The 14,058-nt window shown below is 68.3% G+C and carries 17 protein-coding genes, 1 tRNA gene and 1 other RNA gene; 8 read left to right on the top strand and 11 right to left on the bottom strand.

The features are described 5' to 3' along the window. Positions 1–34: 34 nt before the first annotated feature. Positions 35–661, bottom strand: a complete 627-nt coding sequence (locus B5X82_RS01785; RefSeq protein ID WP_079646314.1) for a histidine phosphotransferase family protein — start codon at positions 659–661, stop codon at positions 35–37. 61 nt (positions 662–722) lie between these two features. Further along, positions 723–1,148: a M67 family metallopeptidase gene (locus B5X82_RS01780; protein ID WP_079646313.1), complete on the bottom strand. Its 426-nt coding sequence runs from the start codon at positions 1,146–1,148 to the stop codon at positions 723–725. 17 nt (positions 1,149–1,165) lie between these two features. Between B5X82_RS01780 and B5X82_RS01775 the strand changes: the two genes are divergently transcribed. After that, positions 1,166–2,131, top strand: coding sequence for an RluA family pseudouridine synthase (locus B5X82_RS01775; RefSeq protein ID WP_079646312.1), 966 nt, complete (start codon positions 1,166–1,168; stop codon positions 2,129–2,131). A 95-nt stretch (positions 2,132–2,226) separates the two neighbouring features. Further along, on the top strand, positions 2,227–3,132 hold the full coding sequence (gene rpoH / locus B5X82_RS01770) for an RNA polymerase sigma factor RpoH (RefSeq protein WP_079646311.1): 906 nt from the start codon (positions 2,227–2,229) through the stop codon (positions 3,130–3,132). 107 nt (positions 3,133–3,239) lie between these two features. Here rpoH and B5X82_RS01765 read toward each other — a convergent pair whose 3' ends face one another. After that, positions 3,240–4,034, bottom strand: a complete 795-nt coding sequence (locus B5X82_RS01765) for a transporter (protein ID WP_079646310.1) — start codon at positions 4,032–4,034, stop codon at positions 3,240–3,242. Between the two features lie 63 nt (positions 4,035–4,097). Between B5X82_RS01765 and B5X82_RS01760 the strand changes: the two genes are divergently transcribed. Then, positions 4,098–5,594: a hypothetical protein gene (locus B5X82_RS01760; RefSeq protein WP_079646309.1), complete on the top strand. Its 1,497-nt coding sequence runs from the start codon at positions 4,098–4,100 to the stop codon at positions 5,592–5,594. Positions 5,595–5,607: 13 nt separating this feature from the next. Further along, on the top strand, positions 5,608–6,303 hold the full coding sequence (mtgA, locus tag B5X82_RS01755) for a monofunctional biosynthetic peptidoglycan transglycosylase (RefSeq protein ID WP_079646308.1): 696 nt from the start codon (positions 5,608–5,610) through the stop codon (positions 6,301–6,303). Between the two features lie 172 nt (positions 6,304–6,475). On the opposite strand, the gene B5X82_RS01750 is transcribed toward mtgA, so the two are convergent. From B5X82_RS01750 to B5X82_RS01725, 6 genes are all read right to left on the bottom strand, one after another. Further along, positions 6,476–6,814: a YbaB/EbfC family nucleoid-associated protein gene (locus B5X82_RS01750; protein ID WP_011950909.1), complete on the bottom strand. Its 339-nt coding sequence runs from the start codon at positions 6,812–6,814 to the stop codon at positions 6,476–6,478. Next, positions 6,811–8,556, bottom strand: coding sequence for a DNA polymerase III subunit gamma/tau (locus B5X82_RS01745; RefSeq protein ID WP_079646307.1), 1,746 nt, complete (start codon positions 8,554–8,556; stop codon positions 6,811–6,813). Before B5X82_RS01745 ends, B5X82_RS01750 begins: the two co-directional genes overlap by 4 nt. A gap of 54 nt (positions 8,557–8,610) precedes the next feature. Continuing rightward, positions 8,611–8,708: signal recognition particle sRNA small type (gene ffs, locus B5X82_RS01740), an RNA gene on the bottom strand. A gap of 57 nt (positions 8,709–8,765) precedes the next feature. Further along, positions 8,766–9,101: a 2Fe-2S iron-sulfur cluster-binding protein gene (locus B5X82_RS01735; protein ID WP_079646695.1), complete on the bottom strand. Its 336-nt coding sequence runs from the start codon at positions 9,099–9,101 to the stop codon at positions 8,766–8,768. Beyond that, entirely contained in the window at positions 9,098–10,192 is a 1,095-nt protein-coding gene (locus B5X82_RS01730; RefSeq protein ID WP_079646696.1) for a cysteine desulfurase family protein, read from the bottom strand. The genes B5X82_RS01735 and B5X82_RS01730 overlap by 4 nt, the downstream gene beginning before the upstream one ends. Further along, positions 10,189–11,247, bottom strand: coding sequence for a cysteine desulfurase family protein (locus B5X82_RS01725; RefSeq protein ID WP_079646306.1), 1,059 nt, complete (start codon positions 11,245–11,247; stop codon positions 10,189–10,191). Before B5X82_RS01725 ends, B5X82_RS01730 begins: the two co-directional genes overlap by 4 nt. A 112-nt stretch (positions 11,248–11,359) precedes the next feature. Between B5X82_RS01725 and B5X82_RS01720 the strand changes: the two genes are divergently transcribed. Further along, positions 11,360–12,007, top strand: a complete 648-nt coding sequence (locus B5X82_RS01720) for an alpha/beta hydrolase (RefSeq protein WP_047169755.1) — start codon at positions 11,360–11,362, stop codon at positions 12,005–12,007. A 41-nt stretch (positions 12,008–12,048) separates the two neighbouring features. Here B5X82_RS01720 and B5X82_RS01715 read toward each other — a convergent pair whose 3' ends face one another. Then, entirely contained in the window at positions 12,049–12,228 is a 180-nt protein-coding gene (locus B5X82_RS01715) for a hypothetical protein (RefSeq protein WP_079646305.1), read from the bottom strand. Between the two features lie 128 nt (positions 12,229–12,356). On the opposite strand from B5X82_RS01715, the gene B5X82_RS01710 reads away from it, so the two are divergent. The 3 genes from B5X82_RS01710 to B5X82_RS01700 are packed head-to-tail and all read left to right on the top strand — an operon-like array spanning position 12,357 to position 13,828. Continuing rightward, a complete protein-coding gene (locus tag B5X82_RS01710) occupies positions 12,357–13,163 on the top strand; it encodes a phosphotransferase family protein (RefSeq protein WP_079646694.1) in 807 nt (268 codons plus the stop codon). 49 nt (positions 13,164–13,212) lie between these two features. Then, positions 13,213–13,413, top strand: a complete 201-nt coding sequence (locus B5X82_RS01705; RefSeq protein ID WP_079646304.1) for a type II toxin-antitoxin system HicA family toxin — start codon at positions 13,213–13,215, stop codon at positions 13,411–13,413. A 22-nt stretch (positions 13,414–13,435) separates the two neighbouring features. Beyond that, positions 13,436–13,828: a type II toxin-antitoxin system HicB family antitoxin gene (locus tag B5X82_RS01700; protein ID WP_079646303.1), complete on the top strand. Its 393-nt coding sequence runs from the start codon at positions 13,436–13,438 to the stop codon at positions 13,826–13,828. A 55-nt stretch (positions 13,829–13,883) separates the two neighbouring features. Here the strand turns inward: B5X82_RS01700 and B5X82_RS01695 are convergent. Beyond that, positions 13,884–13,958, bottom strand: a tRNA-Val gene (locus B5X82_RS01695). Positions 13,959–14,058: the final 100 nt, after the last annotated feature.

The following is a 14,058-nucleotide window of genomic DNA, read 5'->3' as shown; positions in this document are numbered from 1 at the left end:
GCTGGAATGATGGTCGGTGCGCGGGGGCCTGCCGTCAGGCGGGCAGCGTCGCGCCGATCATCAGCAGGCCGTCCTCGGGCTGCGAGACCTGCACCGCTCCGCCTTGCCCGCTGACCAGGATATGGACGAGCCAGGCCGCGGCGGCGCGCGGCGAGACCAGGTCGGGGTCGGCATGGCCCAGCAGCGCATTGCGCAGTTCGGGATCGAGCACGACGCGCGGGCCTTCCGCCCGGATCACCACCTCGCCGCCTTCCGCGGCGATGTCGAGCTGGCCGCCGCGGACCAGCGCGTCGCCCGCGATCAGCGCGAGGTTGAGCAGGGTCTTGATCGCCGGCTTGGGCAACGTCGGGGCATCGACCATCCAGCCGAGCCGGACCTTGCCGTTGCCGTGCAGCCCCTCGATCGCCTCACGCGCCTCGCGGGTGTCGACCCGTTCGCCGAAGCCGCCCGCCGCGCCGAAGGCGAGACGGTAGAATTTCAGCCGGTTCGCGGTGGTCTGGGCGCTCTCCGCCAGCAGCTCCATGCAGCGCTCGCGCATTTCCGGGTCGGTCTCGTCGGCGAGCAGTTCGATACCGTTGTTGAGCGCGCCCACCGGCGACAGGAGATCGTGGCACAACCGCGAACAGAGCAGGCTCGCGAAATCGGCCGAACGATTGACCATGGACACATCCTCAGTGGGCAGACAGGTCGGGTCTTTTGGCAAGCGGGCGCCGGTTACGCAATCAGCGATTGTCGGCCTCGACGATCGTCACGGCCCGGAAACGCCCCCTTCCGTCCGCTTGGCGGCCGTCCGCATACCAGGCGCGCAGCGTGCCGCCGCCGGCGATGATCCAGTAGCCGCCCGGCTCGGCCGCCGCCGCGTCGCGCGCCGAGGGATCGGGGGAACCGCCGGGGTGCGAATGATAATGGCCGACCAGCGCCGGGCCGCCGGCGCGCGCGGCGCGATGCGCGGCGATCAGCGCGGCGGGGTCGACCTCGAAGCTGTCGCGCGGATTGGCGGCGACGTTGGCGCACGGCCGCAGGCCGGTGACGACTACGCCGCGCGCCGAAGTTCGGCCGAACAACAGCCCGCAAATCTCGGCACCGGGGCTCGCGGCTGCAGCCGACAGGATTTCGTCGAGCGCGACCCTTGATATCCGTAGTTCCATCGCCACATCGCTACAGGATGACCGGGGGGAAATCGACATTGCAGGCCGTGGTGCCGCAGGACGCCGATGGCTGGCGGCTCGATCGGGCGCTGGCTGCGGCGCTGCCGACGCTGTCGCGCGAGCGGCTGAAGGCGTTGATCTCTTCCGGACAGGTCAGCCATGCCGACGGTGCGCTCGCCCGCGATCCGGCGATGAAGGTCGCGCCCGGCACGCATTTCGCGGTGATCGTCCCCGATCCCGCCCCCGCGCACAACGCGGCGCAGGACATCCCGCTGGTCGTGGCCTATGAGGACGAGCATCTGATCGTCGTCGACAAGCCCGCCGGGCTGGTCGTCCATCCGGCGGCCGGCAATCCCGACGGGACGCTCGTCAACGCGCTGCTCCACCATTGCCGGGGCAGTCTGTCGGGGATCGGCGGGGTCGAGCGGCCAGGCATCGTCCACCGCATCGACAAGGACACTTCGGGACTGATGGTCGCCGCCAAGACCGATCCGGCGCATGTCGGACTGGCGGCCCAGTTCGCCCGGCACAGCATCGACCGGCGCTACCGGGCGATCGTGGCAGGGACGCCGCGCCTTGCCGCCGGGACCGTCGACGCGCCGCTCGCGCGCTCGACCGCCAATCGCAAGAAGATCGCGATCGTCGCCGACGGACGCGGCAAGCGCGCCGTCACCCATTACAGCGTGATCGAGCCGTTGCGCGGAGCTGCGCTGGTGGAATGCCGGCTGGAGACGGGACGCACCCATCAGGTGCGCGTCCATATGGCTTCGCTCGGCCATCCTCTGCTCGGCGACCCCGTCTACGGACGCAGCCGGCCGGAACATCGCGAGCTGCTCAACCGTTTGAAATTCCATCGCCAGGCGCTCCATGCGGCCCGGTTGGGCTTCGTCCATCCGGTGACAAGCGAGGCTTTATCTTTCGATAGCGAAATTCCGCAGGATATGCAGGATTTGTTCAGCGAACTACGCGTAAAGATGTTATAGATGTTACAGAACGGTACGGGAGTGATTCTCCCCTATCGACACGAGCAAGGTTGCGGCGCACCATGCCGGGGCGCCGACTAGGGAGTAAGTTGATCATGGCAAGCGGAAAGAACGTGCCCGCCACGATCCCCGCACTGGGCGGGGAGCAGAGCCTCAACCGCTATCTCGCCGAGATCCGGAAGTTTCCGCTGCTGTCGGCGGAAGAGGAATATATGCTCGCCAAGCGCTTCCAGGAGCATGGCGATCCCGAGGCGGCGACCCGCCTCGTCACCTCGCACCTGCGCCTCGTCGCGAAGATCGCGATGGGCTATCGCGGCTATGGCCTGCCGGCCAGCGAGCTGATCTCCGAAGGCAATATCGGCCTGATGCAGGGCGTGAAGAAATTCGAGCCCGACCGGGGCTTCCGGCTCGCCACCTATGCGATGTGGTGGATCAAGGCGTCGATCCAGGAATATATCCTGCGGTCGTGGAGCCTAGTGAAGATGGGCACCACCGCGGCGCAAAAGAAGCTGTTCTTCAACCTGCGACGGATGAAGTCGCAGCTCGAAGCGTTCGAGGACGGCGACCTGAAGCCCGAGGACCTCAAGAAGATCGCCACCGATCTCGGCGTGTCCGAGGAAGAGGTGACGAGCATGAACCGCCGCATGTCGATGGGCGGCGACGCGTCGCTCAACGTCTCGATGAACGAGGACGGCGAAGGCGAGTGGCAGGACATGCTGGTCGACCAGGGCCCGCTCCAGGATGAGCGGCTGGCCGAGGTCGAGGAGAAGTCGGTCCGCCACAACATGCTCAACGAGGCGCTGGCCGCGCTGAACGACCGCGAGAAGCACATCCTGGTCGAGCGGCGCCTGGTCGACGAGCCCAAGACCCTGGAGGAACTGAGCCAGGTCTATGGCGTCAGCCGCGAACGCGTCCGCCAGATCGAGGTCCGCGCCTTCGACAAGCTGCAGAAGGCGATGATGCGGATCGCCGGCGAGAAGCGCCTGCTGCCGGCGATGTGATGAGTGTGGGGGAGCGCCGCAAAGCCGCTCTCCCTTCCCCCTTCGACGTCATCCACGCGGGAAGTCAGGGAGATTCCAGCTTTCGCTGGAATGACGGATTTTCGGCTTCAAAACCGCCGCGACACGCCGACATAGAGCTCGACGTCGGGCGCATGGCGGTCGAGCCCGCCATTGGCGCCTATATCGAACTGTAGGTCGTCGCGCGGCTGCCAGGCCAGCGACAGGCCGCCGAGCTGCTGGCTCTCATGACCTGACGGGTCGCGATCGCGGGTGAGCTGATATTCGAGCGACGCGGACAGCGCCGGGCCCAGCTTCGCTGCGACTCCGGCGACCGCGCCATAGGCGAGGTGCCGCCCCCTCCCGTCCGAATCGACCGCCGCATCGACCTCGGGAACCCATTCGAGCGCGAAGGTCTCGTCGATCTCGTAGGAGACTGGCAGCCGGAAGCCGGCGCCCCAATCCCCCGCACCGATCGGTTCATGGCCGACCGGAAGCGTCGCGAACGGCATCAGCGCGACCGAAAGCGCCGAACCGTCGGGATGGAGCAGGTTGTGGCGAACCGCGATCGTCACGTCGCCGATACCGCTCTCGCGCAGCCGCAGGCCAGTCGAACGATCGCGATCATGCTTTCGCCCGAAGCTCGTCCAGCCGAGCTGGAGTTCGGTGCGATCACCGATTCCGAAGCGGGCGAGCAGATCGCCGAGCAGCAATGTGTCGTCGCGCTCGCCGGCCTGGCGATCGAGCGTCCAATCCGCCAGCCCCAGCTCGACCGAGACATGGCCCCGGTCGATCGTGCAGGCAGGCGTGCCGAGACCGGGCCTGTCCGGGCAATAATCGCGCATCTCCGCCGCAGCGCTCGCGGGCAGCGTCATCGCAAGCAATCCCAGCAACCGCGCGATCATGACGAATCCCTACCCCGTGACGTGCCCCACTGACAGCGTTGTTTTTCGTGCTAGGATAGCGGCATGATGGGGGACATGAAGGCAGGCGGGGGGCGCCGTGCCGGCGATGCGGCCATGGCCGTCGCGCTGGCGATCATCGTCACGGCTCTGGCGGCGGCGGCGCTGCTCGGGGGGCCGACGCTCGACGACCATTGGACGATCTACCTGTCGGACCCGGCCCGCGGGCTGGAGAATCTGGTCGATGAACGGTGGATCCTCGATATCCGCCCGCCAATCTTCGACGCCTGGGCCACGCTGCTGCACATGGTGGGGGTCGATTCGATCCCGCTCGCCCGGCTCGTCTCCGCGCTGCCGGCGGTCGTCCTGCTGGTGCTCGCCGTCCGCACCTTCTCGAAACGGCTGCCCGACGAGGCCCCCTTCTTTGCCATCTTCCTGCTGCTCATGCTGTCGACGCCGGCGGCGGTCCGCGCGTTCAGCGTCTATCGCGGCGATTTCTGGCAGCTTGCTGCGTTTGCGATCCAGATCCTCCTGGTCCGCCACGTTCTGTTCGTGCAGCAGGACTATCGCCGCAAGACCGACGCCGCGATGGCGCTCTTCGCCCTGCCCGCCACCTTCGCCGCGATCACCCTCGACTATGGCGGCGCGTTGTTCGGCGGCATCGTCGCAATGGCGACGATCCTGGCGGCCATCGCGCGCGGGCTGCGCCGCTGGGCGCGGTCGCTGCTGATCACCATGGCGCTCGCGGTGGCGACGGTCATCGCCATGATCTCCTGGCAGGCCAGTTCGTGGACCGCCAATTTCGACCTGTACCAGAACTGGATCGAGATGGGGTACGTGTCGGCGGGCTCGATTCTCGGCGCGCTGCTGTTCGGCACCGTCCTCCACAATCCGGTCGCGCTGGCGGGGGGCTATCTCGGCCGCGCGCAATGGAGCCGGGGCGACACCGGCTTCGCGATCATCATCGGCGCGGCACTGGTCGCGGCGCTGGTCGCGATCATGCAGATCGACGCGCAACGCCGGCTGATCACGTTCAGCAACAGCAGCGACGTCGCCGTGCTGGTCACCGCGCTGATGGCGACCGCGGGCGCCAAGATCGCCGATCGCCGGATATGGATGAACGTGCTGGCGGGGATCGCCGTGCTGTCGGTGACGGTGTCGGCGACGGTCAACGGGATCGGCAGCGGATGGCAATCGGGCGCCAAGCGCGTCTCGCGAATCGTGGCGGCCTGCCCGCAGACGCAGGTTTTCGCCGTATCGGGCTGGCGCCTCGACGACGGCAGCGCGTCGCGTGCGGCCCGACGCGAGGAGCCGGTCTTCACGCTTGGCTACAAGCGGCTGGCGCGCAGCTATGGCTTCACCGCGATCGTCATTCCGCGTGACCGCCCGACAACGGCCTCCCCCGGCCGTTGCCCGGTGCTGCTGTGGATCGAGCGGGTGCCGCGCAAGAAACGAGTGAAGCCCGAACAGGCATTGAAGGCGGCCGGTCTCGGCGGCCTCGAAAAAGCGCGGCTCAGCCTGATCCGCAGCGAAAACGGCCTTATCGTCCGCGCCGACCGCTGATAAGCGCCCGATCATGCCAAGACAGACCTTCGTCCGCCGCGCGCTTCGCTGGATCGTCCGCGCGCTGATCGTCTTCGTGATCGGCTCGGTGATCTGGGTCGGCATCTACCGCTTCGTGCCCCCGCCCATCACCGCGACGATGATCGTCAACGCCCTCGACGGACGCGGCATCGCCAAGGACTGGATGTCGATCGATACGATGTCGCCCAACATGGCGCTGGCCGCGATCGCCGCCGAGGACGGCAATTTCTGCTCGCACCACGGCTTCGACTTCAAGGCGATCCAGAAGGCGATGGAGAGCAACTTCCAGGGCGACCGCCGGATCAGGGGCGGATCGACGATCAGCCAGCAGACCGCGAAGAACGCGTTCCTGTGGCAAAATGGCGGCTATGTCCGCAAGGCATTCGAAGCCTGGTTCACCGTGCTGATCGAGCTGCTCTGGCCGAAGAAGCGGATCATGGAGGTCTATCTCAACATCGCCGAGACCGGGATCGGCACCTATGGCGCCAATGCCGGGGCGATGCGTTATTTCCACCATGACGCGTCGCGCCTCAGCCGCGCCGAGGCGGCGCGCATCGCCGCGGTCCTGCCGCTGCCGAAGAAGCGCGAGGCGATATCGCCGAGCGGCTTCACCCGCCGCTATGGCGACCGGATCGCGCGGCGCATGGGCCAGGTGCGGCGTTACGGGCAGGATAGCTGTCTGAAGTAAGCTTGAGGGAAAGTGCCTTCCCTCATCCCCGCGTCATGCCGAACTTGTTTCAGCATCCACCGGTCCGCAGGCGCGAACCAGCAGGCTTCGTGCACAACGCTGAAAACGCACGGCCTTTGCGCGGCTTGGTGGATCCTGAAACAAGTTCAGGATGACGCCTCGCAAGCGGGTGTCAGCTGAACGGCATCTTGAAGCCGGGCGGGATCGGCAGGCCCTGGGTCAGCTTCGCCATCTCGGCGTTGGAGGCGGCGTCGGCCTTGGTCCGGCAATCGTTGATCGCGGCGGTGATCAGGTCCTCGAGCATCTGCTTCTCGGACAGCTCCATCAGCGAATCGTCGATCGCGACGCCGAGGATCCGGCCCTTGGCGGTAGCGCGGATCTTGACGAGGCCACCGCCGGCCGCGCCTTCGACCTCGATCGTGTCGAGCACGGTCTGGGCCTGTTCCATCTGCGTCTGGATCGTCTGCGCGGCGCTCTGCGCGGCGGCGATCATCTCCTCGAGGCTTTTCATGATGCGAGACTCCGTTTTTCAGGGACGCTGTAGTCGATCAGCTCGGCATCCGGAAAGGCTTCCAGAGCGGCCTTGACCAGCGGGGATTCGAGAATGGCGTTGCGCGCCGCATCCTCCTCGGCGCGGATCCGGGCAAGCAGCGAGGGCGTTCCCGCCTCGTCGACCATAGCGACCGACCAGGTCCGGCCGGTGCATCGCTTGAGGATATTGGCGACATCGCCAGCGAAAGTCTGCGGCAAGCGCTGATGGCGCGTGATCAGCAACGCCTCGCCCTCCAGCCGGACGATCGCCGCATAATCGTGGAAGAGCTGCGCGATCAGCGCGTTTTCCGGCAGCAGCAGTGCATGGATCGCCTCGCCGGTCGCGGGCAGCGACGGCGTTGCGGGTTCCGGTTCGGGTTCGGGAAGCGAGGCGGTGGCAGGAGCCTGCACGACGGCCAGCGGCGGCGTTTCGACCGGCGTGGGCGCAGGCGCAGCTGTGGGCGTGGGAACCGCGGCAACAGCGGGCACAGGGACGGCCATCAGCGCGCCTTGCGGCTCGGCCGCCGGCGGCTGCGCGGGGGCTGGCGCGACGGGCAGGTTCAGGTCACCCGAGGCGAGCCGGCGCGCCAGCTCGCCCGGATCGGGAAGCTGGCTGGCATGGACGACGCGGAGCAGCGCCATCTCGGCCGCTTCGATCGGCATGGCGGCGGTCTGGACCTCGCCATGGCCCTTGAGCAGGAGCTGCCACAGCCGGTGGAGCGTCGCGAAGCCGAGCTTGCCGGCCCAGTCGCCATAGGCCTCGCGCTCCTCCGCCGACAGCGCGGGATCGTCGGTCCCGGCCACCTTGGCGCGGGTGATCGCGTGGCAGGTCTCGAGCAGCCCGTGCAGCATCGCCACCGGCTCGACGCCGAGGTCGTACTGTCCCCTGATGCTCGCCAGCACCGCCGCCGCGTCGCCCTTCAGCATCTCGCCGAACAGGCGGCGGACCGCGCCGCGATCGGACAGGCCCAGCATGTCGCGGACCTGCTGCGCCTCGACGCGGCCCGATCCGTGGGCGATCGCCTGGTCGAGGATCGACAGGCCGTCGCGCGCCGAACCCTCGGCCGCGCGCGCGATCAGCGCCAGCGCCTCGGGATCGGCCTCGACACCCTCGGCCGCGACCACATTGGTGAAGTGCGCCGCCAGCTTGTCGGCGGTGATGCGCCGCAGGTCGAAGCGCTGGCAGCGCGACAGGACGGTGATCGGGACCTTGTTCACCTCGGTCGTGGCGAACAGGAATTTCACATGCGCCGGCGGCTCCTCCAGCGTCTTGAGCAGGCCGTTGAAGGCCGACTTCGACAGCATGTGGACTTCGTCGATGATGTAGATCTTGTAGCGCGCCGATACCGATGCGTAGCGCACCGCCTCGATGATCTCACGGACGTCGTCGATGCTGGTGTGGCTGGCGGCGTCCATCTCGACCACGTCGATATGCCGCCCCTCGGCGATCGCGACGCAGGGTTCGCAAACCCCGCACGGATCGATCGTCGGCCCGCCCTGCCCGTCCGGCCCGATACAGTTGAGCGCCTTGGCGATCAGCCGCGCGGTCGAGGTCTTGCCGACGCCGCGCACGCCGGTCAGCAGGAAGGCATGCGCCAGCCGCCCGCGCCGGATCGCGTTGGCGAGCGTCGTCACCATGGCGTCCTGGCCGATCAGCTCGTTGAAATTCTGCGGCCGATATTTGCGCGCGAGAACGCGGTAGGGCGTCGAAGATTCGGACATGGGGCGAGCTTACCGGGCCGGGGCCCGATTGTCGTTTCAATTTTAAGGCGATTTTCGGGTGGGAGCCGGAACGACCCGATACGAAATCGTTGCGGCTGCTTCCTTCCGGACCTGACCGGGTTGGCGACGGCACCGTCCGCCCGACTCCCGCGGCGCATATGGGGGATCGGCGCCGGGGATGCAAGCCCGCCGCCGAGTGAGCAGGCGGGCTACCGCCCCTGCATGTTCCGCGCGCCGGCCGGCATCCGCACCTTCAGCCCGTCGAGCGCGTCGGTCAGGACGATCTGGCAGGCGAGGCGCGAGGTGCGCGTCACATGGCTGGCGAGGTCGAGCAGGTCCTCCTCCATCTCCGATGCGCGCGGCAGCCGGGCGAAATCGGCCGGGTCGACGATGACGTGGCAGGTCGAGCAGGCCATTTGCCCTTCGCAGGTGCCTTCGAGCGGCTGACCGTCGGCCTGTGCGACCGCGAGCAGGCTTTCGCCCGGCGACGCCTCGACCTCGCTGCGATGCTCGCCGTCGGCGGAAATGAACACGACCCTGGTCATGCCGCCCACATACGCTGTCTGGCGGCGGCGTCGAGGATCATCGTCGCGGCGCGATCGATCTCCTCCTCGCTCGTATAGCGGCCGAAGCCGAGGCGGATGCTCGACCGCGCCTGCGCGTCGCTCAGGCCCAGCGCCTTGAGGACATGGCTCGGCCGCCCCGATCCGCTGGCGCAGGCAGACCCAGCCGAGAAGGCCAGTTCGCGCAGGTCGGAGATCAGCCGCGCGCTGTCGACGCCGTCGCGGCGGACGTTGAGATTGCCGTGCCAGCGGCGCTCGACCGATCCGTTGATCCGCCATTCGGGGCCGAGCCGGCGGGCCGCGATCAGCCACAGCCGCTCGACATGCGCCGCATCGGCCTCGCCCCGCGCCGCGATCAGCGCCGCCGCCGCGCCGAAACCGGCGCAGAGCATCGGCGCCAGCGTGCCCGACCGGCCCGGCGCCTCCTGCCCGCCGCCATGGAGCAGCGGTTCGAGCGTCACCCCGTCGCGCACCCACAGCGCGCCGATGCCCTTGGGGCCATGGACCTTGTGCGCCGAGATCGCGACCAGGTCGCAGCCGTCCGGGATCGGCACCCGGCCATAGCCCTGCACCGCGTCGCACAGGAACAGCGCGCCCGCCCGATGGGCGAGCGCGGCGAGCGCCTCGACCGGCTGGATCACGCCGATCTCGTTGTTGACCAGCATGACGGCGACGAGCCCGGTGCCGGGCGCGATCGCCGCCCGCGCCTGTTCGGGGTCGATCAGTCCCTCGGCATCGACCGGCAGGATGCGGACCTCGCGCCCCGCCTGGCCCACCGCCCGGACGCTGTCGAGCACCGCGGCGTGTTCGGTCGCGACAGTGACGATCGGCCCGCGCGTACCCTTGATCGCCCAGTTGAGCGCCTCGGTCGCGCCGCTGGTGAAGGCGACGCGCCCGCCCCCTGGCAGCAGCGAGGCCACTTGTCCGCGCGCGACCTCGACCGCCGCGGCCGCCTCGCGGCCCAGGCGGTGCGGCGAATGGGGATTGCCGAACTTGTCGTCGAGGAAAGGCAGCATCGCGGCGCGCGCCTCGGGCGCCAGCGGAGTCGTCGCCTGATAGTCGAGATAGATCATGCCGCGCGCGCCCTCGCCGCCGTCGCGATCGTCCGCCATTCGGCGGCGACCCGATCGATGTCGGCCTCGCTCGTGTCGCGGCCGAAGCTGATCCGCACCACCTCGCGCGCGCTCGCCTCGTCCCAGCCCATTGCCGCCAGCACATGGCTGGGCTTGAGACTGCCCGAGGAACAGGCGCTGCCCGCCGACACCGCGATCCCGGCCATGTCGAAGCGGATCAACTGCGCGGTCGCGGCAACCCCGGGCATGCGATAGCTGGCGATGGTCGGCAGCCGCTCGCGCGCAGCCGCGACGACGATGCCGCCCGCTGCCGCGATCGCCGCGTCGAGCCGGGCGCGCAAGGCCGCCGCCCGCTCGATCCAATCGAAACCCATCTCGACCGCTGCCGCGAAGCCGAGCACGGCAGGCAGGTTCTCGGTCCCGCCGCGATAGCCCTGCTCCTGCCCGCCACTGGGGCTCAGCGTCGCGAGGTCGCGCACCAGCAGCGCGCCTATCCCCGGCGGGCCGCCCAGCTTGTGCGCCGACAGCGCGATGAAGTCGGCCTCGGGCAGGGCCAGCTTGGCGGCGCTCTGCGCGCAGTCGGCAAGCAGCAGCCCGCCGCCGTCACGAACCGCCGCGCCGATCCGGTCGAGCGGCTGGATTACCCCGGTCTCGTTGTTGACCGCCTGGACCGCGACCAGCGCCCCGCGCGCCGCGTCGGGCAGCGGCCCGACCAGCCCGTCGCCATCGACCGGCAGCACCGCCGCTTCGGGGACCGCGCGGCGCACCGCGTCATGCTCGACCGCCGAGACGAGGCGCCCGTCCGCCTTGGCCCGGCGCAGCGCGATCTCGATCGCCTCGGTCGCGCCGCTGGTGAAGAGGATCGCGCCGTCGAAGCCCAGCGCCCGGCCGATCCGCGCGCGCGCCTCCTCGAGCGCCGCGCGGGCGGCGCGCCCCTCGGCATGGGGCGAGGACGGGTTGGCCCAGCGATCCAGCGCCTGCGCCATCGCCGCGCGAGCCGCCGGATGCAGCGGCGTGGTTGCGGCATGATCGAGATAGAGTCGCGGGGTAGCCAAGCGGCGACATGCTCCATTTGATTGCACCCGATGGGGCCGAGCCTATATAGGCTCTCGATCGGCGGCGCGCCATCCGGCGCGCCCGGCCCCATGCATGTCCCGAAGGATATCGATGCCCGAAGTCATTTTCCCTGGTCCCGAAGGCCGCCTCGAAGGCCGCTTCAATCCCGGGCCGCGCCCGCGCGCGCCCGTTGCGATGATCCTTCACCCGCATCCGCAGGGCGGCGGCACGATGAACAACCGCATCGTCCAGGCGCTCTACCAGACCTTCGTCCGCCGGGGCTTCGCGACGCTGCGCTTCAACTTCCGCGGCGTCGGCAAGAGCCAGGGCACCTTCGACAACGGCATCGGCGAGCTCAGCGACGCCGCTTCGGCGCTCGACTGGGTCCAGTCGATCCATCCCGAGGCGCAGACCACCTGGATCGCCGGCTTCAGCTTCGGCGCCTGGATCGGCATGCAACTGCTGATGCGCCGGCCGGAGATCAAGGGCTTCATCTCGATCGCCCCGCCCGCCAACATGTACGACTTCACCTTCCTGGCGCCCTGCCCTTCTTCGGGCATCATCATCCAGGGCGACAGCGACGAGGTGGTGACGCCCGGTGCCGTGCAGAAGCTGGTCGACAAGCTGCGGACCCAGCGCCACATCACCATCCATCACGATACCATCCCGGGTGCGAACCACTTCTTCGCGGACGAGATGCCCGAACTGATGAAATCGGTGGACGACTATCTCGACATGCGGCTGTCGGGCGACCGCTGATTTCGGGAAAGGGGGCTTCGGCCCCCTTTTTTGTCCGCCGCTCAGCGGAGCGGAGCCGTCCAGATCGCGACGTTGGCGAACATCACCATCGCGGCGACGATCATCAGCCAGCCGCGTTTCGGATCATTCTTGCGGACGATCATCCACAGCCCGCCGATCCCGAGCACCAGCCCGCCGAGCATCAGCAGCGACAGGGTGAGGGCGGCCGGTCCGTTCATCATCGGTCCATCTCCACGACGTCAGGGTCCTCCGCGATGGACGGGGGGCGGCCGGCTGTCAACGCGGCGAGCGCGATATGTTGCAAGCCCATGAAGATTCGCCCTATCGGTCGATCCAAGGGCGGAATGCGATGATCAGATTGAAGCTCCAGACGCTGATCGGCAGCGGCGGCAGCGCGGACGTGTTCCGCCTGGCTGGCGGCCGCGTGCTGAAGCTCTACCGCGAGGGCCTCGACCCCGGTGTGATCGCGCGCGAGCATGACGGCGTCCGCCATGCCGTCGACCAGGGCCTCCACGTCGCCCGCGCCTTCGGCACGCGCGACCATGGCGACCGCAGCGGGATCGTCTTCGAGGAACTGGTCGGCAAGCCGCTGCTCCGCCTCCCCGTCCTGCGCCCGTTCCGAACCCGCGCGCTGCTGCGCCGCTTCGCCGACTATCAGGCGCGCATCCACCTCTGCGGCGCGGCCGGCCTGCCGCACCATCAGCACGACATCATCCATGTCCGCATCGAACAGGCCGAGGTGGGCGAGCAGCTCCGCACCGCCGCGCTCGAACGGCTCCACGCCATCCCGCGCGGCGACCGCTTCTGTCATGGCGACTATCATCCGGGCAACGTCATCCTGACCCGCGCCGGGATCGCAGCCATCGACTGGTCGAACGCCTCGGCGGGCGATCCCGCCGGCGACGTTGCACGCACCGAGCTGCTGTTCCGCTATGCCGGCTACGGCCCCAGCCTGCGCAATGTCCCGCCGCTGCGCCACATCCGCGCGATGACCGCCGACTTCTACCTGCGTCAGTATCGCGAGAGCACCGGCCTGAGCGACGCCGCGATCGACGCCTGGCGCCTGCCGATGGCGGTAGCCTCGCTGGTCCCCGGCAGCCGGGTCCACCGCCCCACGCTGATCGCCGCGCTGGAGCGGCAAGGGTTCAGCGTCTGATTGGGGATTGCGCAATTATTTGCGTAAGGAGCCTTGATTTTTCGAATTCATGTGTAAATATTTACACATGGAGCGGGACAGCAGGAAGATCATCAAGCGGCTCCTCTCGGAAGGCTGGGAGCAGGTGTCGGCGCGAGGATCGCATCACAAGTTCCGCCGAGGCGAGGTATCGCTGGTCGTTCCCCACCCGAAGCGGGACCTGCCAATCGGCACGGCCCGCAGCATCGCAAGGGCAGCGGGATGGCTCTAGGGCGTCCTGATGGAGACATGAGATGAAGTATTTCTACGCCATCGTGCACAAGGACGAGGACAGCGCCTATGGCGTCCACTTTCCCGACCTGCCCGGATGCTTCTCGGCGGCTGATGACTTGGATGACGTCGTTCCGAACGCGGTCGAAGCAATGGAATTGTGGCTCGAAGATCAAGCCGAGCCGACAGCCAGCAGCGTGACCGCCATTCGCGAGCAGGCCGCCAAAGACCTGGCCGAGGGAGCTTTCCTGATCGCCGTTCCCCGCATGACCACCAGCGGCAAGCTGACCCGCGTCAACCTGTCCCTCGACATGGGTACGCTGGCGGCGATCGACATGGCGGCGCGCGACCGCAAGCTGACTCGCAGCGCCTTCCTCGCGGAGGCCGCTCGCAATGAGATTCAGGGACGCCACTGAACGGTGGGCGCCTCAAGGCGACCGGCGATAAGTTATCGATATCAGTGGGGCAGAGTGGTGGGCGCAGCAGGGTTTGAACCTGCGACCCCTGCGGTGTGAACACAGTGCTCTACCACTGAGCTATGCGCCCACTCTGCAACGTCGCGCGGAGCGTGCCCCGCGAACGGCTGTGCGGATAGGGCGGGACGTTCGTCCTGTCCAGCCCCAAAAACGATCGGGATCGGACGCCG

Source organism: Rhizorhabdus histidinilytica, from assembly GCF_900167915.1.
Lineage (GTDB): Bacteria > Pseudomonadota > Alphaproteobacteria > Sphingomonadales > Sphingomonadaceae > Rhizorhabdus > Rhizorhabdus histidinilytica.
Note: the sequence above shows the minus strand (reverse complement) of the source record. Positions and strands in the feature narration are given on the sequence as shown.